19 protein-coding genes are annotated in these 23,058 nt (G+C 42.5%); 7 read left to right on the forward strand and 12 right to left on the reverse strand.

Annotated features, from left to right (window positions below; all coding sequences use genetic code 11):
- Positions 1-48 precede the first annotated feature (48 nt).
- Together BSZ04_RS02245 and BSZ04_RS02250 are read right to left on the reverse strand one after the other, a co-directional pair.
- Positions 49-897, reverse strand: a complete 849-nt coding sequence (locus BSZ04_RS02245; RefSeq protein WP_038884694.1) for a mechanosensitive ion channel family protein — start codon at positions 895-897, stop codon at positions 49-51.
- Positions 898-1,046: 149 nt separating this feature from the next.
- Complete coding sequence (locus BSZ04_RS02250) at positions 1,047-1,526, reverse strand: DM13 domain-containing protein (protein WP_088879382.1); 480 nt, start codon at positions 1,524-1,526, stop codon at positions 1,047-1,049.
- Positions 1,527-1,759: 233 nt separating this feature from the next.
- Between BSZ04_RS02250 and BSZ04_RS02255 the strand changes: the two genes are divergently transcribed.
- Positions 1,760-3,898 (forward strand): sensor domain-containing diguanylate cyclase, encoded by a 2,139-nt coding sequence (locus BSZ04_RS02255; protein ID WP_088879383.1) that lies wholly within the window; start codon positions 1,760-1,762, stop codon positions 3,896-3,898.
- A gap of 73 nt (positions 3,899-3,971) precedes the next feature.
- Here the strand turns inward: BSZ04_RS02255 and BSZ04_RS02260 are convergent, their stop codons facing one another.
- The 9 genes from BSZ04_RS02260 to BSZ04_RS02300 form a co-directional block, all read right to left on the reverse strand.
- Positions 3,972-4,697 (reverse strand): SDR family NAD(P)-dependent oxidoreductase, encoded by a 726-nt coding sequence (locus BSZ04_RS02260; protein WP_088880219.1) that lies wholly within the window; start codon positions 4,695-4,697, stop codon positions 3,972-3,974.
- A 138-nt stretch (positions 4,698-4,835) separates the two neighbouring features.
- Positions 4,836-5,390, reverse strand: coding sequence for a sugar O-acetyltransferase (locus BSZ04_RS02265; protein ID WP_088879384.1), 555 nt, complete (start codon positions 5,388-5,390; stop codon positions 4,836-4,838).
- A gap of 126 nt (positions 5,391-5,516) precedes the next feature.
- Entirely contained in the window at positions 5,517-6,857 is a 1,341-nt protein-coding gene (locus BSZ04_RS02270; RefSeq protein ID WP_088879385.1) for an HlyD family type I secretion periplasmic adaptor subunit, read from the reverse strand.
- On the reverse strand, positions 6,832-8,562 hold the full coding sequence (locus BSZ04_RS02275) for a type I secretion system permease/ATPase (RefSeq protein WP_088880220.1): 1,731 nt from the start codon (positions 8,560-8,562) through the stop codon (positions 6,832-6,834). The genes BSZ04_RS02270 and BSZ04_RS02275 overlap by 26 nt, the downstream gene beginning before the upstream one ends.
- Positions 8,563-8,605: 43 nt before the next feature.
- Positions 8,606-9,199 (reverse strand): calcium-binding protein, encoded by a 594-nt coding sequence (locus tag BSZ04_RS02280; protein ID WP_088879386.1) that lies wholly within the window; start codon positions 9,197-9,199, stop codon positions 8,606-8,608.
- Between the two features lie 198 nt (positions 9,200-9,397).
- A complete protein-coding gene (locus tag BSZ04_RS02285) occupies positions 9,398-10,042 on the reverse strand; it encodes a LuxR C-terminal-related transcriptional regulator (protein ID WP_088879387.1) in 645 nt (214 codons plus the stop codon).
- Positions 10,043-10,264: 222 nt separating this feature from the next.
- Positions 10,265-10,936, reverse strand: coding sequence for a LuxR C-terminal-related transcriptional regulator (locus BSZ04_RS02290; protein ID WP_088879388.1), 672 nt, complete (start codon positions 10,934-10,936; stop codon positions 10,265-10,267).
- Positions 10,937-11,110: 174 nt separating this feature from the next.
- Positions 11,111-11,311, reverse strand: coding sequence for a restriction endonuclease subunit S domain-containing protein (locus tag BSZ04_RS02295; protein WP_038886694.1), 201 nt, complete (start codon positions 11,309-11,311; stop codon positions 11,111-11,113).
- 55 nt (positions 11,312-11,366) lie between these two features.
- Positions 11,367-13,283, reverse strand: a complete 1,917-nt coding sequence (locus tag BSZ04_RS02300; RefSeq protein WP_088879389.1) for a methyl-accepting chemotaxis protein — start codon at positions 13,281-13,283, stop codon at positions 11,367-11,369.
- A gap of 319 nt (positions 13,284-13,602) precedes the next feature.
- Between BSZ04_RS02300 and BSZ04_RS02305 the strand changes: the two genes are divergently transcribed.
- The 6 genes from BSZ04_RS02305 to BSZ04_RS02330 are packed head-to-tail and all read left to right on the forward strand — an operon-like array spanning position 13,603 to position 20,543.
- Positions 13,603-14,559 carry an AAA family ATPase gene (locus BSZ04_RS02305; protein WP_005432145.1) on the forward strand — a complete coding sequence of 319 codons (957 nt, stop codon included), beginning with the start codon at positions 13,603-13,605 and terminating at the stop codon, positions 14,557-14,559.
- A 14-nt stretch (positions 14,560-14,573) separates the two neighbouring features.
- On the forward strand, positions 14,574-15,500 hold the full coding sequence (locus BSZ04_RS02310; RefSeq protein ID WP_088879390.1) for a DUF58 domain-containing protein: 927 nt from the start codon (positions 14,574-14,576) through the stop codon (positions 15,498-15,500).
- A gap of 48 nt (positions 15,501-15,548) precedes the next feature.
- Entirely contained in the window at positions 15,549-16,025 is a 477-nt protein-coding gene (locus BSZ04_RS02315; protein WP_088879391.1) for a DUF4381 domain-containing protein, read from the forward strand.
- The gene (locus BSZ04_RS02320; RefSeq protein WP_009704930.1) at positions 16,018-17,022 is read left to right on the forward strand and encodes a vWA domain-containing protein; all 1,005 of its coding nucleotides are present in this window, start codon (positions 16,018-16,020) and stop codon (positions 17,020-17,022) included. Before BSZ04_RS02315 ends, BSZ04_RS02320 begins: the two co-directional genes overlap by 8 nt.
- Positions 17,015-18,892, forward strand: coding sequence for a VWA domain-containing protein (locus BSZ04_RS02325; RefSeq protein WP_088879392.1), 1,878 nt, complete (start codon positions 17,015-17,017; stop codon positions 18,890-18,892). Before BSZ04_RS02320 ends, BSZ04_RS02325 begins: the two co-directional genes overlap by 8 nt.
- A gap of 4 nt (positions 18,893-18,896) precedes the next feature.
- Positions 18,897-20,543: a BatD family protein gene (locus tag BSZ04_RS02330; protein WP_088879393.1), complete on the forward strand. Its 1,647-nt coding sequence runs from the start codon at positions 18,897-18,899 to the stop codon at positions 20,541-20,543.
- A 186-nt stretch (positions 20,544-20,729) separates the two neighbouring features.
- Here the strand turns inward: BSZ04_RS02330 and BSZ04_RS02335 are convergent, their stop codons facing one another.
- Positions 20,730-22,805 carry a sensor domain-containing diguanylate cyclase gene (locus tag BSZ04_RS02335; protein WP_162531044.1) on the reverse strand — a complete coding sequence of 692 codons (2,076 nt, stop codon included), beginning with the start codon at positions 22,803-22,805 and terminating at the stop codon, positions 20,730-20,732.
- Positions 22,806-23,058 lie beyond the last annotated feature (253 nt).

The following is a 23,058-nucleotide window of genomic DNA, read 5'->3' on the forward strand; positions in this document are numbered from 1 at the left end:
AAGAAACCCCGCATTTATAGCGGGGTTGCTGTTATTCCGTATCAACATTTAGCCAGAGAGCGGGACGGGGAAGTGCTGCTCATATAGCTCCATAAAGTCTTTACGAATCAAGTGCTCTAGATGGTTTGCTTTATCTGTAGGGCAGAAAATCATGATATGTACGATTTGCTCACCATTAATATTGCTGGCGATATGAACATGTGGCTCTGATCCCGGCAAGTCGACACCTGCATGCTTTTCTATCATCGCATTATAGCGGTGCGCAACGTCAGCGAAGTAGCTACAATGTTCATCAATTTTATCGGTTAGTAGCGGTAAAATCGGGTATAAGTTAACAAAGTCTTTTACCACTACTGAAAAGTTGTGGTAGACGTAGCGCTTCATAAAGTTAAGGTTTTTCACTGGGTAAGTGAAAAACATGCTATTTGGCAGTGTTGCGGTTTTACCTGTGTAGTGATATTGCCCATGATGCAGGTCGATTTCTTGGATAACCGTCGCCATCATGTTGTGCTCAATCACTTCTCCGCATAACTTACCCACTTCAATCCAATCACCAATCCGAAACGAGCGCGAGCTAGCACGTTGAATTGAACCTGTAAAACACAAAATAATCTCTTTAGAAGCAACAACTATCGCCACGGCGATGGCCGTCACGCTGAGAGCAAACTCGCTGATTTCGGATTGCCATAAGATGAACAAAATAATCAGCGTGATGGCAAAGGTGCCATTTTTGGTTCTCGACATCCAACTGCGTTGCTCTTCTGTAATGAATGCATCGTCACCTCGGATTCGAGACAGAATCAAACGACGCAGAAGAATGATGAACAGCAGGATTAATGCAGTAAATAAAATCTTGTGAGTGAGAAGAAAATCGACGACTAACTGTACTTTCTCCATTCCTCGCTCCCTGTATGGCCTAGATTATTTGACCTCTTAGGTTAGAGGTCCTGTTGTAAGAAAGTAACCTTATCAATTTCTTAACCAATTGTCCTAGTTTGAAGGGCTCAAATGGGACAACTTGGATGAAACATTCTCTAGAAAACCACTTACTCGCTGACTGGAACTAACTTAGTTGAAGTAATAAACTCACCAAAGCTTTCACACCACACAATGACAGAGTTATATTTTTCTGTATCGATAGGCTGACTGAGAGGAAGCACAAAACGATCAAACGTTTTTATATCTCCAAGGTTTACCATCTGTGATTTCCATTGAATAAAGTCTGATTCAGTCTCTACGTATTGGGGCGATAAATAGAGTTTGTAATCAGGACCAGGAGCAAGCTCTCCTTCAAAAAAAATCTGAGATTCAGTCGCCGTAATCACTCCCTCCCCCCAATGGAAGAAATCACTGTCTTCTCTATTCTTATCGAACTTTCCTTGTTGCAGTTCTTTTTGGTTTTTCGATGACACAGATGGAATTTCTGGCGATTCAGGTTGAGTAAGAATCGGCAACGCGTAAATACCTAAAGCAAACCCTAGCGCTACACAACTCGCGTGTGTAAAAAACAGTAATATAACCCTCATTCGTACTCCTTATTCTCTTCTACTTACTGATGATAATTTATAAACTCATCACGATCCATCACCGCTGTTATTAGCATTTTCTAGGTGAGATCACAAATTACAAATAGATTACATAATAGTGTTCAATATTTATTGAATCTAGCTCGCCCTTTACAGAACGACATATTAAAATGATTACATAACTTCACTGCGTCCATCGCAAATCAAGTATATAAATATAAAAAGGGGACTTGATGGACCATCCGGCTTACTTACAAATCGTGGCGTTGCTGACGCGAATTCAGAACTATCCAGGCTTATCAGGGCTAGCATATATTTTGGATCGCGTTGACGCTATATGTACACAACATGATTACCAACGCTGCCAACAAGTTGATAACTTTGTTAGAGGTTTTACTTGCGATCGCAACGATCAGCTAGAGCAAGCAATAGAGTTCTATCAAACATCTATTGATGCGAGCCCGTCTCGTAAAAACGCTTTGCGCTTCCAAGCACACATATTGTTAGCGTCTATTTATGCCGACCGAGAGCAATACCAAGCGGCATATTCTCTTTATCAAGAGGTGCTTCTTCATACACACTTATTAGACACTAATGCTCTTTCACTGTTATATACAAATGTTAGTGACCTATACCTTTCACTAGAAAAATACCAACAGGCTGTAGAGCTAGCAGAATTAGGTTCACAAGCTTCCGAAAAGGTTTGCAACCTTGTAAATCAAGCCATATGTCAGCTTAATATTGGCCTCGGACTTGGTAAACTTCAGAACATTGAAAATGCCTTGGTGTCTATAGAACGAGCCCTAAATATTGCGGTTGAAATCAATGATACTAGAATCGAGGCGATCTCTCATAGTTACCTTGCTCAAACGAAACTTAATTGCGCTTCATATAATTTTGACGACATTGAGCAACATTTTGTTGCCGCTCACCAGCTTTTCCGCCTAGTCAAAGACAAACATAATCAACAAGAAAACTTAACTGCGTATCTAGAATTTCTAGTCCAGCATTTAAAATATGCTCAAGCTCAGGATCTATGTGATCAGCTAGCTCAAGATGATGACTTAAAAAGCAACTTTGGCTTCTATTCAAAGTATTGCCATGCCCAAATGACAATATATGAAAAAGGCAACGACTGGAAAGCGCTTGCTGGCTTTCAGATGATGTTCTTATCCCATCTCGAAAATCAGTCAAACGAACAGAAACAGAATGATGCCGAACAGTTAAGGGGGCAGATAAGTCACTTAACTCAAGATCAAGAGCATCTTGTGATGAAAAAAATCCGGGAACAAATTGGAACCCTGACAGATATAGGTCAAAGCATCGCTACATCCGATAACTTGGAGAATGGCTTAGCCTTTATCTACGAAAAAGTTGGTTCCGTCTTTCCTACTGACGAATTTGGCATCGCCCTATACGATCAGAGCACCCACGAGCTTGATTACCGCTACTTCTTTGATAGCGATGGACCGGTTGAGAGACTGGTCATCAACTGCGATCAAGATAAAAATATTGGTAGTTATGTCGTTCGTACCGCGCAGACTGTACATATTAACAATGTTAACGACGAATCGATCAGTAGTTACGTGCCTCTTGAAGTTAGGGAAGACCACGATCTCGTGGTATTCGACAACAATAAAACAGCCCGATCAATCATTTTGACTCCAATAAAACTGGCTAAACGAATATTAGGAGTCTTGTCGGTCCAGCATCATCGGCCTGATCAATACCAACAACATCATGTTCATCTTTTTGAGCAGCTTGCGAATTTTATCGCTATTTCATTGGAAAACTTTGAACAACGACAAAATCTACAGCAAGCCAACATACTGCTAGAAACATTGTCTCGCACCGATCCACTTACAGGTTTATATAATCGCTATCAGCTTGACTCTCTAACCCCTTCATTGATTTCAAATGCTCAAATTAGCGGCAATTCATTAGCTTTGGTGATCATTGATATTGACTACTACAAAGGCTACAACGATTTTCATGGTCACCATAAAGGCGATCAGGCACTAAAGTTGGTTTCCTATGTTTTAAAAAACGTATTTGATCAGTTTGGGACTCATATTTTTCGTTATGGTGGAGATGAGTTTCTAATCATATGTGAAAATCTCAATGGGGCTCGGCTGATGTCAAAGCTCTCTTTACTCCAAGAGCAAATAGAAGATCTAAACCTAAGTAACCCTCTTTCCAAATGTTCAGAAATATTGACCTTATCTGTGGGGGCGGTGAATTTTCATAGCCTTGATAGTTGCTGCTTTGAAGAGTTGTTTACCATTACTGATAAACAACTATATCGGGCAAAAGAAAAGGGACGTAACGCTATTAGTTTTGCTGCCCATTCATTTGACTTAGAGTCTGTTTAATCAAAGAATTTTGGTTAAAATTTAGATTGAAGAAAAGTACTTTAAGTCGTCAAGTAAAAACGCTCGAGAGGCTCTAGCCTATTAAACTATCTTGATAGATCATTTTCTTACTCATCCCTCCGTCAACGACTAAGTTATGGCCATTAATAAAGTCGTTTTCGGGATGAGTTAGAAATAAGCATGCATTAACGATATCTTGCGCTTTCCCAACTCGGCCTGAAGGATGTTGCTCGTGATCCAGACGGTTCAGCTTTTCATATCCTTCAACTTGAATCCATCCTGGGCTGATGGCATTAACTGTAATAGGCGTATCTGACAGGGAAATGGCCATCGACTGGGTCATCGATACCACACCACCTTTTGAGGCTCCATAAGCATCCCATCCAGATTCGTTCTGATTCCAACGAGTTGACGCAATATTTATGATGCGTCCATAAGGCTGATGATTGTTCAATCCTATAAATCGGCGAGAACAAGCAAAAGAACCTTTGAGGTTTACATCAATAACACGAGAAAACTCTTCAAAAGTAAGTTCTTGAAGAGGCCTATTGAAGTTAGCAATCGCACCATTGTTTATCAGAATATCTACCTTGCTGTGCTGGGTTTGTATCTTGTCAAAAGCTTGTTCTATTTGATCGGTTTGCCCCAAATCTACTTGATAAAACTCTGCTTCTGGATTTTTGTTTGGTGCAATATCGAACACAATAACTTTAGCTTGCAAATCAAGGTAAGCTTGGGTCAGATATTGACCAATCCCCTGACTCCCCCCAGTTATGACCACAACTTTATTTTGGTACATACATAACCCTCTGAATCTATTTTTTGCAGCAATTATTTTAAGGTTTGGTAATGACAATGGATAGCAAAAGCACAGCTTGGTCATTGCTTTTCTAACTATATAAAAGAAAAAGCCGACGACATGTCGGCTTTCGATCATCTAGTCTATTGGGCGAATCACTTTGCAGGGATTACCCGCTGCTACTACGTTAGGTGGAACATCTTTCGTAACCACACTGCCTGCACCAATCACCGAGTTTTCACCTATAGTCACGCCCGGGCAAACAATCACGCCTCCCCCTAACCATACGTTGTCTCCAATTGTAATCGGAGTTCCGAACTCAACGCCTTCTTCGACTCGTCCTTTAACATCGAGTGGGTGACCTGCCGTATAGATTTGCACATTAGGAGCGAACAAAACGTTATCGCCTATATGCACTTCCGCTACGTCTAATACAACGCAGTTGAAATTTGCATAGAAGTTTTTACCCAGCTTAATGTTTGAGCCGTAATCGCATCGAAATGGTGGCTCTAGGTACGCACCTTCTGAATCAGGGATCAATTCATCAATTGCACCGCGCCACTCGTTTGTATCAGGAATGCTACTATTTAGCTTTTGTAGCACTTTTCGGCATTCAATTCGCGCTTGATATAGCTCTTTATCCCAAGCATCGTATGGCTCACCTGCTAGCATTTTTTCTTTCTCGGTTCTCATCCTTACACCACCTCACAAAAAATAAAAACGCATCAAAACACATCACAACACCACAAAATGTGACTGACGTAATGGATTATTTATTTGGGTGAGCGCTATGACGAGATTTCAAATAGGACCTATCCATCAATCTTCTCGGAATGCACGATTCATACTCTCTGTTAATGGTTTTAGAAGATAGCTTAGCGGTGTCCTTGGTTCAGATAAAATGAGTACCTCCGCATTCATCCCAGATGTTAGCTTGTAGCTATCCACGTCTTCTTGGTTCAAAGCAATTCTAGCTAAATAGTAATCTTGCTCCTGTTGATTGGTCAGCTTATCTGCTGAAACGGTAAGAACGGTCCCATTTAAAGGAGCCAATGTCCTGGCATTAAGTGCGGTTAGACGAACATGTGCAGACTGTCCAGTACTTACTAAGTCAATATCTTCAGGGTTAACTTGTGCTTCAACCAACAATTCATCATCGAGAGGTACAAGTTCGAGCAACGTATCGCCTGAGTTTATAACGCCTTTTTCGGTAAACACCTGCATGTTTACAACTCTACCCGATATTGGTGCCGCTATATTTGTTCGATCTAACATATCCTTTGCTAGACGCAGTTCTTCGCGCACAGTAACAATATCTTTTTGGGTTTCTCTTAGTTCTGCAACAATTTCATTGAGACGCTCCAAGCGCAGTTCTTCGATTCTCGCTTGATTCTCATCTAATCGCTTTTGCACCGTTAATGATTGTCGATCGAGTTGACTAAGTGTACTTTTTACTTCTGTAGCCATACGCTTAAGTTGGAGGAGAGCTGACTTTCCTGCATATCCTCTTTGCACCAGCGACTGATTGCTACGTATTTCTTCTTCAATTAGCTGTAAGCGTTCTCTCTCAATCTTTTTGGTGTTGGTCAAGTTGTCTAGCTCTAAATTAGCTCCAGACATACTTTGAGCGATGATATTTAGTTTGCTGTCAAAAAAACGTTTCCTAGCCTCAAAAATTTTACTTTGGACTAACTTGGCTTCTCTAAGTATCTCTTCACTAGAGAGGTTCTCTAAATCCGGTGACCATGAAATTTCACCTAAGTTGTCTAACTCGGCTGACAACCGATCCTCTTTTGCAATAGTATGTATAAATAAACCATTCATGGAATCCCATCTAACGCTAGCATGCTGCCCTGAAAGCTTAATAAGTAGTTGCCCTTCTTCGACTCGATCACCTTCATTCACATGTATTGATGCGATGATCCCCCCTTCTAAATGTTGTACTTTTTGACGCTTGCTTATTACCGACAAATCACCATAAGCAATAGCCGCACTTTCCAATTGTGCTGTTGCGCCCCAATAAACAAATCCCATCAAAAATGCACTTAATGAAGTGAGGCCAAATAATATTGGTTTCTTCCAATGCAAATGGCTAGGAGGTGTGTACCTGAATATTCTGTCACGCTTCGTTTGTTCAGCGATGGGCAGTTGCTCTTTCATCTCTCACTCTCGGTATTTCGATATTGTCATTTCCCATCAATCGCTTCAAAACTTCCTCTCTAGGACCGTAGAGTTGAGCTTTGCCATCAGACAGATATAGCAAACGGTCCATCTGCCTCAAAGTACTAGCGTTATGAGCAATGATGATCACAGTCGTCTCTTTAGCCTTTAAGTGAGCTATCAACCGTTGATACGCAGACTCTCCCTCACCATCAAGGTTAGCGTTCGCTTCATCAAAAATAACGACCGAAGGTTGCCCATAAACGGCTCTAGCGAGAGCAATTCGCTGACGCTCACCTCCAGAAAGACCTCTGCCATTGACGCCAATAGAAAAATCGTATCCGCCACTTTTTTTCAAAATTAGCTCGTGGCATCCGGCTAACTTAGCGGCCTCTATAACTTTTGATGGATCTTCTTCCTTAAATCGAGAAATATTCTGACGGATGCTTCCCGGAAAAAGCTCTACTTCTTGAGCTAAGTAACCGATATGCTCCCCTAAATCTTCTGAAGGCCAAGCAGAGACTTCCATTCCATCCAAGGTCACCTTTCCTGCTGTGGGCGGTATGATGCCAAGAAGTAGACGCGCAAGTGTTGACTTCCCTGTTCCTGAGGGTCCGATAACTCCTACGGAAGTACCTTGAGGTATTGATAACGTAATTTGAGAAAAGAGTAGACCTGCGTTTTCTGGAAGATGGTACGCTAAGTTTTTGAGTTCAAAGTTTCCCTTTGGAGGTGGGAGAGGCATATCGGTTTCCGCCATAGTAGCTCTTAAGTCTATTTCCTTTAGCCGAGAGAAAGCGTTATGCGTTGATACTGCACTTCGCCATGTAGTAATAGCTTGTTCCATTGGGGACAATGCTCTACTCATCAATATTGAACTGGCTATCATTGCACCAGCCGTTATTTCGTGTGATATGACAAGCCACGCTCCCCCAGCCAACAACGCTATCTGCAATGACCCTCTTATGAACTTTGAAAAGTTTGTCAAATAAATAGATTTATCTAATGAAGATTCTTCGGACTTCTTTGTACTACTAACACCTTGAAACCACCTCTCTAAAAAGGCATTCATCATTCCCATAGCAAGTATCGAATTTGCATTCTGCGTCGCTATTTCCGCTTGAGAAATATGTGAAACAGACTGTACCTCTGCTTCTCGCAAGGATGCCCTAGTGACCACTTCATTAAGCAGCCCTAAACCAAATAGAATAAGTGAACCCGCAAGCGATATATGACCAAGCATTGGATGTAGCAGATAAACAAATACAATAAAAATTGGAGTCCACATTGCATCTAACAAAGGATATGGAGCTTGACTGCTCAGAAAGACTTTTATCGTCTGGATGTCTTTTAAAACCTGGGAGGTATAACCTTTCCCAGTATAAGCCTGAAACTGAATGCTTCGACGCAACATAAATACTGAGATTTTCGCTTCCATCCAATTACCGAAAGACTGACTCACTTTTGCCCTAGCAATATCAAGTAAAGCCATCGTGAACATTGCAGATATGACAATAATCGTGAGAAGGAATAGGGTATCCGTTGAATATGAAGATATGACTCTGTTGTATACTTGAAGCATATACAAAGGTATGGATAACACCAATAAGTTGATAAAGAAGCTAAAAAACATCAAGCTCCAAATAAGCACAACTAACTTATTTTTTACTACTTTGAAAATTGAACTTGGCACAGAAGAGACCATTAAAATCATATAGCGCCAGATGAACTGGCGCTATTTAGATGAATTAGAAAACAAACAAATCGCTACTGTGAGCTTCAATTTCTTCTTGAGTTAGCCCCTTGACCTTAACAGTAAAATCTTCACCGTTACTAAGTACAGCATTACCACGCGCATCGTAGCTTATCTCAAGGTCTGAAAATGACTGAATAGATTCACTACTAAACATCAACATGTCTTCGTCAGCGTTGAAGTCTAAAACCGTTGAGTTACCATGTCCGCCAAACTTGTCTGTGAACACAAACTTGTCTTCTCCGCTACCACCACTGACGACGTTCTTGCCTGAGCCAATGATCAAACGGTCGTTGTCGGCACCACCATGCATACGGTTATCACCGTGAGAAGCCAGTAACACATCATCACCTGTTCCCCCTCGCATCGTGTCGTTTCCATGACCTCCTTTCAAGACATCATTTCCTTTGCCACCAACAATCAAATCGTTGCCATCTCCTCCAATTACAAGGTCATCTTTGGCTCCTGCATAGATTTTATCATTACCATCCAAACCTACGATCACAGAACTGGAATTGTCGTAGGACTTGATTACGTCATCACTATTCGTCCCTTGTTCTTTATCTTCGTATTTATTTGGGTCGCTCATACAGAGTTCCTCTACTTTCCTTTACGTTATTAGAATGTCAGCACCTTACGACTTGAGATCCAGACCTGCTGATCTTAGTAAATAGCCAAAGGAAAGAAGTTTGAATATGGAATGAAACTCTAATGGTTGCGATTCACTAGAAATAACCATCTATTGGTACTTTTACATATAAAGTTATTTATAATCAGAACGCTAAGGCTAAACTTTCAGGTTTTTCTTCGCCCACCTTGTTGCTTGATTTCTATTCTTAACTTCAATTTTTCTAAATATATTATACAGATGAGACTTAATAGTATGCTCACTGATAAAAAGTGAATCCGCAATTTCCATGTTAGAACCACCTTCTTTTAACATCTGGAGGACCTGTATCTCCCTCCTTGTTAAGTCAATTTCAAGTTCCGGTTCTTCAATGTGGTATTTCTTAGCTTCATAATACGAAACTAGCTGATCCAGCATTCTTCTTGATAACCAATTATCACCATCAAATATCCCTTTCAAAGCTTTACAAAGGGTATCAATGGAGTCCGTTGGTTTAAAGATTCCCTTTAATAGGGGCCAATCTGCCAGCTCTTCAATAGCTAAGTCCTGCGTTAGATTTAGTAAAATAGTGCCTATAACACGATCGTCTGACTTTAAATGGCTCATCATTTCTTCGGACATATCGGCAGAAAAATCAACCAATAAATAGTACCTTTCAAGACACAGATTTTGATATGGATTATCTAAGTTAATCGTCGTTATTTTCGTATCTACTCTTGATGCAAGCATATCCCTAAAGTTTTCACTTTGTAAGCTTTGTTGAGTAATTAATAGCACTTCTGGATTAATTCGAATACTTTCCATGTCTCTTCTCTACCGTTTAGATTTGAACCCTGCCCACTGCACTTAATTGGTATAATTAGTATCTTAGTGCTAGTTAATACAGGTTAATTTGAATAGAGAAAGAATAAAATGGTTGCAAGTCCAAAATACAAAATAAAAAAAAGTGTTTCTCAAATGAGAAACACCTAGCAGGTTTTTGTACTATTGAATAGATATGGCTCGCAAAAATAAATAACAAATAGGTTAATAAGACGCTTCTTGAGTGTTTGATATATTGTCTTTAGCCCAAATTAGTGCCTGAACTCTATTTTTAACTTCTATTTTCTTAAAAATATTATGCAAGTGCGTTTTAACTGTATTTTCGCTCACGAACAAATTTTCAGCAATTTGCTGATTTGATGCCCCCATAGATAGAAAGGTTATTATCTGTCGTTCGCGCTTAGTAAGTACTGTATTTGAGTTTCTGCTTATGGGTTTAAAATGCCTTCGAAGATGGGTTATGTACTGCTGAGAGAACTTCCGGCTAAACCACATCTCCCCCTGCAGGATCTTCCCTATGCCAATTTGTAAAGTATGAATATCATCAGAGTTATAAAAAATACCGCTCAAGCAAGACCACACAAACAATTCTTCAGTTGGTATGCTCTTATCACAATTTATCAAGATTTCCTTGGCAGCACTAAACTCTGCCTTTTTCAACTCCATATAATGTGTGTACATTTCGTCATTTACCACACTGGAATCAAGAATGATTGTAGATATATGCCCTGACATCGCTTTAAAGGCAATCAGCTTATCTGGAGAGAGTAAAAATACGTTGATTCTTAATTTATTTTCTAGAATTTCTTTAAGCAAAGATGTTTGTAAACTGTCTTCCGTTACCAAAATGACATTACTTTTAGATTCGCTCTCCATTGCTATTCAAGTCCTTTAATAGTTTGGGTTGAAATAAACAATAGATTTAGGTAGGGCGAGGTTATTGTCAAGTATGAAAAAGGTTGGGCTGAAAGCGGGAAAAATGAAAGGAGTTAGTACTGTGTATCAATTAAATAAAAAGATAAAAAAAGGGAGTATAAAACTCCCTCTTTATTAATGCACTGGCACTGAGTTTTTCTGATTGAACTTACCAAAGTATTGCTCTAATACTTCCGGTGTCAACTTACCCTCAGCCTCTAGCTTTTTCAGTTCAGCAGCAATTTGTTTCTGCTCATCTAGAGAAGGAAGTTTAACTTCAGGCTCTTGAGCTGCTTCTTGAGAAATCATCTCCAGCTCTTTTTCAAAGTCGTTCATCGATACTTACCAAATGTAGTTAAAATCAAAAGCACTTGCTACATTCTACCCAACTCTAGAGCTTGAAGCTACCTACCATCTTGTCCAAACGAGAAGATAGGTCACGCAATTCCTGACTAGCATTCGCAAGCTCTTCAGCGGTTGTTGTTGTCGCTTCGTTAATTGCGTTGATTTCTTCGATATTTTGATTGATCGTATGAACAACTGTTGATTGCTCTTCGGTTGCCGTTGCTACTTGCGTGTTTCGGTCTGAAATATCTGCAATACGCTCAGAAATATTCATCAGCACTTCAACAGCTTCATCTGTCGATGCTACACCTTCAAACGTTACCGCTTTACCAGCTTCCATTGCGGTAACTGCATCTTGCGCGTCACTTTGAAGTTGATTGATCATCTTCTGAATTTCTTCTGTCGAGTCAGCTGTACGTGAAGCTAGGTTTCGAACCTCATCAGCTACTACTGCAAAACCACGACCTTGCTCACCAGCTCGCGCAGCTTCAATCGCTGCGTTAAGTGCAAGTAAGTTAGTTTGCTCAGAGATATCACGAATTACATCAAGAATAGAACCAATATCTTTTGTGGTCGTTGCCAATTGAGCTACAACCATGCTTGTGGTTTCTACATCGCCAGCTAGACGGCTGATTACTTCTTTTGCCTGAGTGACAACTTGTCTACCAGTTTGGGTATTGTCCGATGCTTGATTAGCTGTGTCCGCGGCCGTCGCAGCATTGGATGCAATCTCACTGATCGTCGCACCCATCTGGTTAATTGCCGTTACAACTTGAATCGTTTGATCTCGCTGTTCTTGGCTATTGTCATGAGTCGTCGTCGCTTTATGGGAGACTCCTTCAGCTGCTTCACTTAGTGAGTTGCTTGTCAGAGACACTTCTTTCATCGTTGCATGGATTTTCTCAATAAAGCCATTAAAGCCTTTTGACAACTGAGCTATCTCATCATTGCCTTTGATCTCGATACGTTGGGCCAAATCACCTTCGCCTTGTCCAAGATCGGTAAATCGGTCTGCAATCAATTTAATTGGATTCGTAATGCTATTCGCTAGCAACACCCCCATAGCAATAAAAATAAGCGCCACAATTGCCGTCGTCAGCATCATTTTTTGACCAGTTGCATTTAGATCAGCGAACACTTCATTAACCGGTACAACACCAACAACAAACCAGTCCATTGAAGGAACATACAAGCTAGACACAAACATCTCTTGGCCTTCAAATTCGGTAGTTACAAGATTGAAATTACCTTTGTTTAGCAGTTGAGATGCCTGACTACCGAATAGCTGGTTAATAGAAGACTTGTTTTTACCTTGCTGACGGTGAATTTGGATATCGCCTTTACTGTTTGTAAGGAACACATAGCCAGTATCTTCAATTTTGAAACCATTCAGCAGTGACACCATATCATCCATTGACTTAGATAAACCTGACATCGAAGTACCGGAAAGATCCTGATAGTTCGCGAACATTTTTACTTCGCCATTTGCCTCTTGGAATACACTTACTGACGTTTCTTGACCAGATGAAGTAAAACCAAAGAACCACCCGTCTTGTGAACGGTTTAGCTGACGTAGGAAACCATTTTGGTTCCAGTAATATGCTGTATCACGGTTCGCAACCGATGCATCATTCAGCTTATATTGAGATTTTACATTGTTTAACTGTTGAACTAATTGCGATTCAACTTGCGGGTTGCGATCAGTCGTCGAAACCGCTTCGACCACAAACTCATTCGTAGCCAATTGTTTGGCTGCCTGTTGCATCTGAACAACTTCACGGTCAATTTCCGTATTAATTTGCTGCAACATTGCAGGCAACTCAATATCAATAAGTCGATGACTTAGAACTTCTTTGGCATGACGTTGTGCCATCACACCAACAATAATCGTAGAGGCAAGTACAGCAAACGTAATACCAAGTACAACCTTTTGTTTAATACTCAATGAATTAAATTTAAGCATTTATGGACCTTCAATAGAATCACTCGTTATGTGCTGACATTTTATCAAATCAGCTGTGGGGGACTGCCTTTACAAGCAAATATTCACGCAGGTTATATCGACATCACAGCGGAAAACTAAAGGTTTTTCTCACATTTTTTTGAAATTGTTGTGCAACTCAATATTTAGTGACAAAAGACACAACTAACAAGCGGTTGCAATTGCTATATGCACCCCAATATTGAAAAGATAAATTACGTGTCCAAGCCGGAACTTTTCTCGACGATCCAAGGACAAATACACACTACAAGAATCATATGGATACCAGAGAGTCCAAAAAATGCACAAAACAAACTTCGAAACTCTTCAAAGCTACTTAGAGTCTCAGATCATTGGTCAGCATGATCTCGTTAAACAGCTTCTCATTGCTCTACTTGCCGATGGGCATATCTTGGTTGAAGGCCCTCCAGGATTGGCTAAGACCCGTGCGGTGAAATCTCTATCGGATTGTGTGGAAGGTGATTTCCACCGTATTCAGTTCACACCAGATCTACTGCCAGCCGATTTGACGGGTACGGATATCTTCCGTCCAGAAACGGGCGAATTTACCTTCCAGTCGGGTCCTATTTTCAACTCACTGATCCTTGCTGACGAGATCAACCGTGCGCCAGCCAAAGTGCAAGCCGCAATGCTTGAAGCCATGGCTGAGAAGCAAGTGACCGCAGGACGAAACACATACGCACTCCCAGAGCTGTTCTTGGTGATGGCGACGCAAAACCCAATCGAGCAAGAAGGTACTTACCCACTACCAGAAGCGCAGCTTGACCGTTTCTTGTTGCACCTTGATGTGGATTACCCAGATGCAGAGCACGAGTTGGCAATCTTGCGCATCAACCGTGGAGAGGCAAAAGGTGAAGCGACGATTGAACGCCCAAGCTTGAGCCAAGAAGACATCTTCACCGCACGCAAAGAAGTGCTCAACATCCACATGGCAGACGCAATCGAGCAATACATCGTTCGTCTTGTGATGGCGACTCGACAGCCAAGCGATTACGACTCAGAGCTTGCGAAATGGCTATCTATGGGTGTGAGTCCACGTGCGACAATTGCGCTTGACCGTTGTGCTCGCGCTCATGCGTGGCTGGCAGGTCGTGACTTCGTCTCACCAGAAGATGTTCAAGCCATGGCTTACCCTGTGCTACGCCACCGTCTGCTGCTTAGCTACCACGCTCAGGCAGAAGGCATTACAGCAAATCAGGTTATCGACAAGCTTCTTAATCTTGTAGGTAGCGCATAACGTAGGTAGGTGACATGTCTGCATCATATGCATTGCCACCTCATGCGAATGGGGTGACATTAACCCTTGAAGAGCTGCTTCAATATCGCACTCAATCGGTTCGTTGGTTGCCACCAGCACAGAGTATTTGGTCGCAAATGAGCGGTAACCATACCAGCCGTCAAAAAGGTCGTGGTATGGACTTCATGGAAGTACGCCAATACCAAGCGGGTGATGATATTCGCAGCATCGATTGGCGAGTCACGGCTCGAACGGGAAAAGCGCACACCAAGTTGTTTGCTGAAGACAAAGAGCAAGCGGTGATTTTATACATCGACTTGAGCCCAAGCATGCACTTTGGTTCGCAATATGTATTGAAGTCAGTTCAACTGGCGCACTTCGCGAGCGTCTTGATTTGGCTGACGTTAGCCAAGAAAGACCGCATCGGCGCGGTGATTGATGATGGTTCCCAGTGCATTGAATTCCGCCCTTCCTCGTTACAAAAGCAAGGGCTGAGAATTCTTGACGCGATAGTGAATACTCACAATCAATTGCTTACGAATCAACAAGCTGAAAGCACACGCTCGTTGCCTTACATGAGCGCAATTGAAACGCTACACAACCTTACGCCGAAAGGCAGTGAGCTCATTCTGCTGAGCGACTTTGCTCAAGTGGAAGAGAAAGAGCTGGTTCAACTGCGTCGATTAAAGCAACACAACAGCGTTCGTGCAGTGCAGTTTTATGATCCTCTAGAGCGAGGCGAAACCGACTTCCGAGGCCAAGCAAAAGCATCCGATGGTCATCGAAGTCAGTGGTTTAATTTCGGTTCAAAAGGACAGCGCCAAGAGTTGGAATCTCACTTCGTTAAGCATCAGCAAGCCATCAAACAGCAGTGTCATTCGATGGCGATTCCATTTAACAGTCTGTCGAGCGGGTTACCGCTGGTTCAGCAGTTAAGTTAAGCTAATCAAAGCAACAACATACAAATCATTCAAGCAGTAGTAATAATAATGACAACGAATAATCAAAGCCTAAACCTTGAACCTTTAATCCTACCAAATGCACCAGATTGGTTCCCACTTGCTTGGGGATGGTGGGCTGTTCTGGGCGGTGTAATTCTCTCCATCTTAATCGTCGTACTGTACTTAAGATGGCGTACAAAGCGTCTTGTTGCTAAGAAGACCGCATTGAAATTGTTGACCAATCCGATCACACCACACACACCGTCTTCTGCATTAGAGGTTCTTCGTCAAGCGGCTTTGAGTTACTTCCCTCGTGAAGAAATCGCGCCATTAACAGGTTCTGCTTGGTACGAGTTTCTTGATAGCTACACCAAAGAAACTCGATTTGTCGATAAACAACAACAGTGGCAAGCGGCGCTGTATCAAAAGTCTGGTCAAGAGCAGCATCAAACCTTAATTGATGATTGCGCTTTCTGGATTGAAACCGCATTGCCACCGAAGAAAAAGGCAAAAACTCGTGACTGAGGCAACTCTCGTTTCGAGCCTCTCTCAGTGGTTGAACATTGAGTTTGTCTGGTGGTGGGCATTATTGTTACTGCCCCTACCTTGGCTGATTTATAAGTTCTTCCCTGAAGAGACTCAGCAAGCTGAAATTAAGCTGGCGTACCTGCCAGACAACAAACACAGCAACAAACCAAAACAGGTCGTGCAAAAATTCCTGTCTATTGGCGTATGGGCTCTGTTGGTTGTCGCTTGTGCTCGCCCAGTTTGGTATGGCGACCCGGTTGAGTTCCAACCGAAATACCGTGACATGATGTTAGTGGTCGACTTATCTGGCTCTATGCAGAAAGAAGACATGAACGACAACGGTGAATACATAGACCGTCTAACTGCCGTTAAAAGAGTCTTATCTGATTTTGTAGAAAAACGCCAAGGCGACCGCTTAGGAGTAGTTCTATTTGGTGATCATGCTTATCTACAAACACCGCTAACCGCTGACCGTAAAACTGTGATGCAACAGATCAATCAAACCGTCATTGGCTTGGTTGGCCAGCGCACCGCGATTGGTGATGGTATCGGCTTAGGCACCAAAACCTTTGTAGACAGTGACGCACCACAACGTGTGATGATCTTACTCAGCGATGGTAGCAATACAGCAGGTGTACTTGATCCGCTTGAAGCCGCTGAAATCGCTAAAAAATACAACGCAACCATCTACACCGTAGGTGTGGGCGCTGGTGAAATGATGGTGAAAGACTTCTTCATGACGCGCAAAGTCAATACCGCCTCAGATCTTGATGAGCAAACGCTGACAAAGATTGCAGAGATGACTGGTGGTAAGTACTTCCGAGCACGTGATGCCAAAGAACTTGAAACGATCTACGACACCATTAATCAACTAGAGCCAGTTTCTAGCGACACGCAAACTTGGCGCCCTCAGTCGGAATGGTTCCCTTACCCACTAGGTGCTGCCCTTGTGCTTTCCGTGTTCCTGTTTGTTCTAAGGAGAAAACATGGCTGAGTTTACTTTCCTAAATCCTTATTGGTTGCTGGGTTTGCTTGTCATTCCTGTCGTCCTTACGATTAACAACCAATACAGAACCAAAAAGTCATCGTTGATTGCGCCTCATTTGGCAAAAATGCTTGGTCATTCAGTGAAAACCAAGCACTACTTTGCCATATGGGGAATAACATGGGCGATCGCTTGTATCGCTTTAGCAGGCCCAAGTTGGCAATCCAACACACGACCAAGCTTTGAACTAAGCCAAAACCGAGTGTTAGTTCTGGATATGTCGCGCTCTATGTACGCAACCGATGTGAAGCCAAATCGCCTGTCACAAACTCGCTATAAAGCGTTGGATTTATTGCCGAAATGGAAAGAAGGCTCAACAGGTTTGGTCGCGTACGCGGGCGATGCTTATACGTTAAGTCCACTAACGACAGATTCCAACACACTCGCAGGCATCATCGAAAACTTGTCTCCTGAGTTAATGCCTTATCAAGGATCCAACTTACCATCAGCGATTGAAACCGCGCTTGGTCAGTTTACTCAAGCGGGCGTCAATCAAGGTGACATCGTCGTGCTGACAGATGATTTGAATGACTCCGAACTATCTCGCTCATTAGCGTTACTAAACGGTAAAGACATTCGTGTGTCAGTACTCGCTATCGGCACATCAACTGGTGCACCAATTGCTCTTCCGGATGGTTCTTTGATGAAGAGCCGACAAGGCAACACAGTGGTAGCGAAGACTAACCTGAAAAACTTACAGAAGTTAGCCAAAGAGACCGGCGGATTATTTGTGCCAATTCAACACAATAACCGTGATGTTGAGAACATTGCCGCGTTTACTAATAACGCGAGTAACAACCTTGCCGCCAAGCAAAGTGAAGACGTGAAAACCGACTCTCGCTTGAACGGTGGGTTCTGGTTGCTACCTCTGTTGTTGATTCCTGCTGCCCTACTCTTCCGTCGAGGCATGATTTGGGTATTGGTTGCGACCGTGCTACCGATGAGTTGGGCACCAAAAGCAGAAGCGAATGCGTTCTTGAATCAGAACCAACAAGGTCAACAGCTTTATCAACAAGGTGAGTACGAAAAGGCCCAAAATACCTTTACTGATCCTAATTGGAAAGGCGCAGCAAGCTACCAAGCTGGGGATTACGAAAGCGCGATTGAAGCATTCTCCAATAATCCAAGCCTTGATGGCCGTTACAACTTAGCCAATGCACTTGCTCAAAATGGACAACTTGAAGACGCAGCCGCTCTCTACAAGCAGCTTGTTCAAGAGAAACCAGACTTTGAGGCTGCGAAAAAGAATCTGTCGGTTGTAGAGGAGAAACTGAAGCAACAGCAACAGCAGCAACAGCAGCAACAGCAGCAACAGCAGCAACAGCAGCAACAGCAGCAACAGCAGCAACAGCAGCAACAGCAGCAACAGCAGCAACAGCAGCAACAGCAGCAACAGCAGCAACAGCAGCAACAGCAGCAACAGCAGCAACAGCAGCAACAGCAGCAACAGCAGCAACAGCAGCAACAGCAGCAACAGCAGCAACAGCAGCAACAAAAGTCTCAGAATGACGCTAAACAAGAGCAAGGACAGCAGTCACAAAATCAGCAAGATACTGAAAATAAAAAAGAAGATGAGAAATCCAAGCAAAAAGCTAAGCAGAAAAAGGCCGAACAAGAAGTAGAAAAGCAAGGTGAGCAACAAAAAGGTGAACCTACACAGGCGCAAGCTCAACCAGAAAAAACGCCTCAGGATGATCCTGAATTCCGCCGCCTCGAAGCGGTAGAAAGCGCACGTGACCCTAGTTTCTTGATTCGAGCTCAAATGCAGCTTCAAGCTCAACAAAAACAACGTCCACAACAATCTAATAAGGAGTGGTAAGTCCATGATGAAAAAAGGCGCAAAACTGGTCTTTGTTCTAATGGCCAGCCTACTGACTAGCTTTTCAGTTTTTGCACAAAACCTACAAGCTAGCGTAAACAAAACTCAGGTGGCGAAGAACGAAGTGATCAACCTAAGGATCATGGCAGATACTGAGCTTGGCTCAGACGCGATTGATTTCGATGTATTGAAACAAGACTTCTTTTTAGGTCAGCCTCGTTACGGTCGTTCAAGCAATAACATTAATGGCCATAAAACCGTTCGAACGGAATGGAGCATTTCGATTGCACCGATGAAAGAAGGCGTCGTCACCATTCCGAGCTTTTCTGCAGACGGCATGACAACAGAGCCTATCAAGATACAAGTCACTAAAGGTCAAGCAGAGCCGGACATGGATGAACTGATTAGTTTCAATATGGATGTAGATAATCGTACGCTTTATCCTCAACAATCCACAACTGTACGCATGCAACTGGTCATCAAAGCAGATCCTCGTCGCCTAGATAACCCTCAAATCATCCCACCAACTATTGAGGGAATGAAAATCGAACCAGCAAGCGATGCAAAGCAAGGTCGACACATCATGGATGGGCTCGAAGTTACGGTCGTGGAGCAAGCTTTCAACATCACAGCTGAAAAGCCGGGGGCTTACACACTGGTAGGCCCTCGTTTGACTGGTTCTTACATCTACGGCGACAGCCTAACTGGCTCTACCAAGGTCATGCCAATCAATATCAAAGCAGAGCAAATGCCTATTACCGTGAAGCCTATTCCGGAGGATTTTAAAGGTAACTGGCTACCAGCTTCCGCACTGGAAATGACACAAAGCTGGCAAGATGAGCAAGGTAATCCACTATCAGCAACTACAGTTAACACTGTAAAACAGGGCACATCGATCACACGCACGATCCGCATCCGAGCTCGCGGAACTCAGGCAGAATATTTACCTCGCATTGGTATCGTCTACCCTAGTACTTTGCGTGTTTATCCAGAGCAACCGCAGTTTGAAACCTCCCGCGATGGAACGGTAACCATGACAGTCAAACAGGTGTTGATTCCGACTGAAGCTGGCGATCTTACCCTGCCGGGTTACAGCCTAAATTGGTGGGACAGTAACCGTGACCAAGCAAGACAAGCTGATATTAAATCGCTGAAGCTTAATGTCGAGAAAAGCGATAGTGGCTTAATCACGCTGCCAGAAAGTGCGTTACCAGCACAACCAGCGATAAAGCCTGCCCCTGTGGTTCAAGGTGGTGTGGATTCTATCTGGAAAACGCTGACATTCGTATTTGGTTTGCTGTGGCTTGTCTCATCAGCGATTGCGTTTGGACTTTGGAAGCAACGCGGATCGCCAAAGGCAGAAAAAGTTGAGACGTCGACTCACAGCTCATCATTGCAAGATCTAGAAAACATCATCAAACAAGGTGACAGCGTCAAGATTGAAAGAGCAGTTAACGACTACTTAAACACTCACCATCTCAGCAATGACTCTAAAGCAGTGAGAGCCGTGAAAGAAGAGCTGAATGTGATGAATCACTCTCGCTTTAGTTCAACTCAGCAGGAATGGCGACCTAATTCTCTGATCGCCAAGGTCAAACAACTGGCTAAAGAGAAGAAAAGCAAGCCTAGCCACCAGCTAGAAAAGCTCTAGTGAGTTCTTTCAATGCTAAGACGACAAATGGCAGCTCACATCGAGCTGCCATTTTTATTCTAATTACAATAAGTTATGAATCTGATTTAGAAACAGCAATACACTTGATAACAAGACAGGGCTTTCAATATGTACAGAAGCTACAATCAGGTTATTTTGCAGCAGCTGGTTCATAGCGAAATAGTACTAACTCGCACCGATTTGACTGGTCGCCTGCTCATCAACACCTTTTACACAATTTCGACCGTTATGCTTGGCCTCATACAAAGCTTGGTCCGCCAACTGATATAAACGATCAAAATTGAATTCTCGACATACGCTTTTTGAACAAGAATAACCTATAGAAACCGTCAAATACTCTCCTTCAGGATTGTGGGCATGACGAATGTTTTCATCTTCAATACACTTTCGAATACACTCAGCTCGATTAGCAACTCTTTCCGATCCTGCACCAACCATTAGTAAGACAAACTCCTCACCACCAATGCGACAAAATACTTCATCTTCATTGTGTGTGTGATGCTCGAGAATATTGCCAATTCGAATTAATGCTATATCGCCCTCTAGATGACCATAATGGTTATTAAACAAACCAAAATGGTCAATATCCAATAGAATGACACCAAAACTCATATACTCTTCGGTATCAACGGAACAGTATTTTTCCATAACATGCTCCAGCATCCTTCGGTTACCTAATCGAGTCAGGGGATCAAGTTTGGACAAAATCTCGAGCTGACGGTTCGCTTCCTCTAATTCTTTGGTTCTGTTTTTAACTTCTAGCTCTAGGTTCTCATTTAGCTCTCTAATCGCTTCTTGGGCTTGAGTACGTTGCAGTACTTCAGCAAGACTTGAGGCAAACATTCGGATAACTTCTCGAAGCTGTGAAGTCAATGGCGCCCGAGTAAGGAGGTTATCGACAGAAATAAAGGCTATCGGACCACTGCTATTCGAAGTCAGAACCGTCATTGCCGCCCAACCAAAGCCAACAATATTGCAGTCATGATAAATGGGAACAGACTCCTCAAAAGCAACTTCATTTGGCATCGATCGAGCGAGGTTAATCAACGAGAAATCTTGAGTTTCACCAAAAAAATAAGATTCATCGACCACATTACCTTGGATATCAGTTCCCCAAGTGCCCTGCATGTAAGAACAGCTTTCATCTGTTAAGAAAACTGCCATCCGATCAATACCTAGATTTTGAATGGCAAAAGTCACTGCAGATTTACACACATCACTGACCGTTGTGCAGCGAGACAGTTCTACCATACTTGAATGCAGCATGCGGACGTTCTGCTCTTGACGCTTTCTAATGTAAATTTGAGAAAACAACGAACCAAAAGATTCAAGCATCTGTTTTTGATAGGCAGTAATGGGTTTGCGGTGAATAAAATTATCAAGAGCAAACCATCCAAAAGGCTCGTTTCCATCACGTAGGATAAGCATTGCATTCCAGCCTTGCCCGACCACTTTACCTGCCGTATATATTGGAGTGTCTTCCACGATGACTAGATTTCGCTCAGTACCTGATAGTGCAGCAATGTACTCTTCTCCCAGTTGGTGAAGGTCGTATTGAGTGTTAAATTCATCAACAGTTTTACAGTGCTCATTGGTACCATACGTGCCACTAAAGCTGCGCTTTTTCATATCGAGCAACATCAAGGTTGAACGATCAAACCCTAACCTCACTCGAAGTGCCTCAACCGCTTTTAAGTAAAGTTCTTTAAGGGAGTCTGGGTTAGATATATCGAGAGCGACTTGCTGAACGAGCTTCATATTGTCAATAAATCGCTCGCGTTGATTTATCTCATCGACATATTGAGCTTCGCGTATATCTCGATTTTTAACTTCTAGCGACGCATTTTTCTCAGCCCGAATACACTGCCAGCGTGAAGCCGCAAGTTGCATGACATCATAACTTTCTTCGTAAATGTTATGCGCAGTTCCAGACTTTACTCCTTGAATCAATAAGTAAGTTCGTTTTAATGGCGCATTATCGAGCATCATTATGTAACTATCTCCACCGTGATCTTCGACAAAAGACCAGCTGCAAGTGTTAATAGCTAAAGGAATAAGGCTTTCAGATGTGTCAAACTGTTCGGCCCAAGTCCAAAAATCTGATGGGTACTTTGAAAATGAACTGATTTCTCCAATGGAGAATCGAATATTATCCGATGGCTTTGTAAGCGGGTCGTCAAATATAACTATAGCCTGGGGTGCAATAAGGTTTTGTATATATTCAAAAATGGCTTCAGCCAAAAGCCTGTGATCTCGCGTAGCAGAGACTTTTCTTATAAAACTTTTTAGATTCACCGTACCAACCCAGCCTGCTTACTTTTTTCTTTTCAGCAAAAAACTAACCGTACGGTGATATGCAATCAATGGAATCCAAGTTGAGCTGTTAAGTCTTTCGCAAAAAAAATGGACTTAATATCACAATCGAGAGCCTTTCAACATTTTTAGATATATGTTTCATTCAGGTTACATAACGTACAAATATGCAATTTATAAG

It is taken from the genome of Vibrio rotiferianus (genome assembly GCF_002214395.1).
In the GTDB taxonomy this organism is placed as follows: domain Bacteria; phylum Pseudomonadota; class Gammaproteobacteria; order Enterobacterales; family Vibrionaceae; genus Vibrio; species Vibrio rotiferianus.

Excerpts from the sequence above, each read along its gene's own strand:
- BSZ04_RS02285 (WP_088879387.1), bottom strand. The coding sequence starts at position 10,042 with ATGGAAAGTATTCGAATTAATCCAGAAGTGCTATTAATTACTCAACAA.
- BSZ04_RS02275 (WP_088880220.1), bottom strand. The coding sequence starts at position 8,562 with ATGGTCTCTTCTGTGCCAAGTTCAATTTTCAAAGTAGTAAAAAATAAG.
- BSZ04_RS02325 (WP_088879392.1), top strand. The coding sequence starts at position 17,015 with ATGGCTGAGTTTACTTTCCTAAATCCTTATTGGTTGCTGGGTTTGCTT.
- BSZ04_RS02265 (WP_088879384.1), bottom strand. The coding sequence starts at position 5,390 with ATGAGAACCGAGAAAGAAAAAATGCTAGCAGGTGAGCCATACGATGCT.
- BSZ04_RS02270 (WP_088879385.1), bottom strand. The coding sequence starts at position 6,857 with ATGAAAGAGCAACTGCCCATCGCTGAACAAACGAAGCGTGACAGAATA.
- BSZ04_RS02300 (WP_088879389.1), bottom strand. The coding sequence starts at position 13,283 with ATGCTTAAATTTAATTCATTGAGTATTAAACAAAAGGTTGTACTTGGT.
- BSZ04_RS02310 (WP_088879390.1), top strand. The coding sequence starts at position 14,574 with ATGTCTGCATCATATGCATTGCCACCTCATGCGAATGGGGTGACATTA.
- BSZ04_RS02280 (WP_088879386.1), bottom strand. The coding sequence starts at position 9,199 with ATGAGCGACCCAAATAAATACGAAGATAAAGAACAAGGGACGAATAGT.
- BSZ04_RS02245 (WP_038884694.1), bottom strand. The coding sequence starts at position 897 with ATGGAGAAAGTACAGTTAGTCGTCGATTTTCTTCTCACTCACAAGATT.
- BSZ04_RS02260 (WP_088880219.1), bottom strand. The coding sequence starts at position 4,697 with ATGTACCAAAATAAAGTTGTGGTCATAACTGGGGGGAGTCAGGGGATT.
- BSZ04_RS02315 (WP_088879391.1), top strand. The coding sequence starts at position 15,549 with ATGACAACGAATAATCAAAGCCTAAACCTTGAACCTTTAATCCTACCA.
- BSZ04_RS02250 (WP_088879382.1), bottom strand. The coding sequence starts at position 1,526 with ATGAGGGTTATATTACTGTTTTTTACACACGCGAGTTGTGTAGCGCTA.
- BSZ04_RS02290 (WP_088879388.1), bottom strand. The coding sequence starts at position 10,936 with ATGGAGAGCGAATCTAAAAGTAATGTCATTTTGGTAACGGAAGACAGT.
- BSZ04_RS02330 (WP_088879393.1), top strand. The coding sequence starts at position 18,897 with ATGATGAAAAAAGGCGCAAAACTGGTCTTTGTTCTAATGGCCAGCCTA.
- BSZ04_RS02305 (WP_005432145.1), top strand. The coding sequence starts at position 13,603 with ATGCACAAAACAAACTTCGAAACTCTTCAAAGCTACTTAGAGTCTCAG.
- BSZ04_RS02255 (WP_088879383.1), top strand. The coding sequence starts at position 1,760 with ATGGACCATCCGGCTTACTTACAAATCGTGGCGTTGCTGACGCGAATT.
- BSZ04_RS02295 (WP_038886694.1), bottom strand. The coding sequence starts at position 11,311 with ATGAACGACTTTGAAAAAGAGCTGGAGATGATTTCTCAAGAAGCAGCT.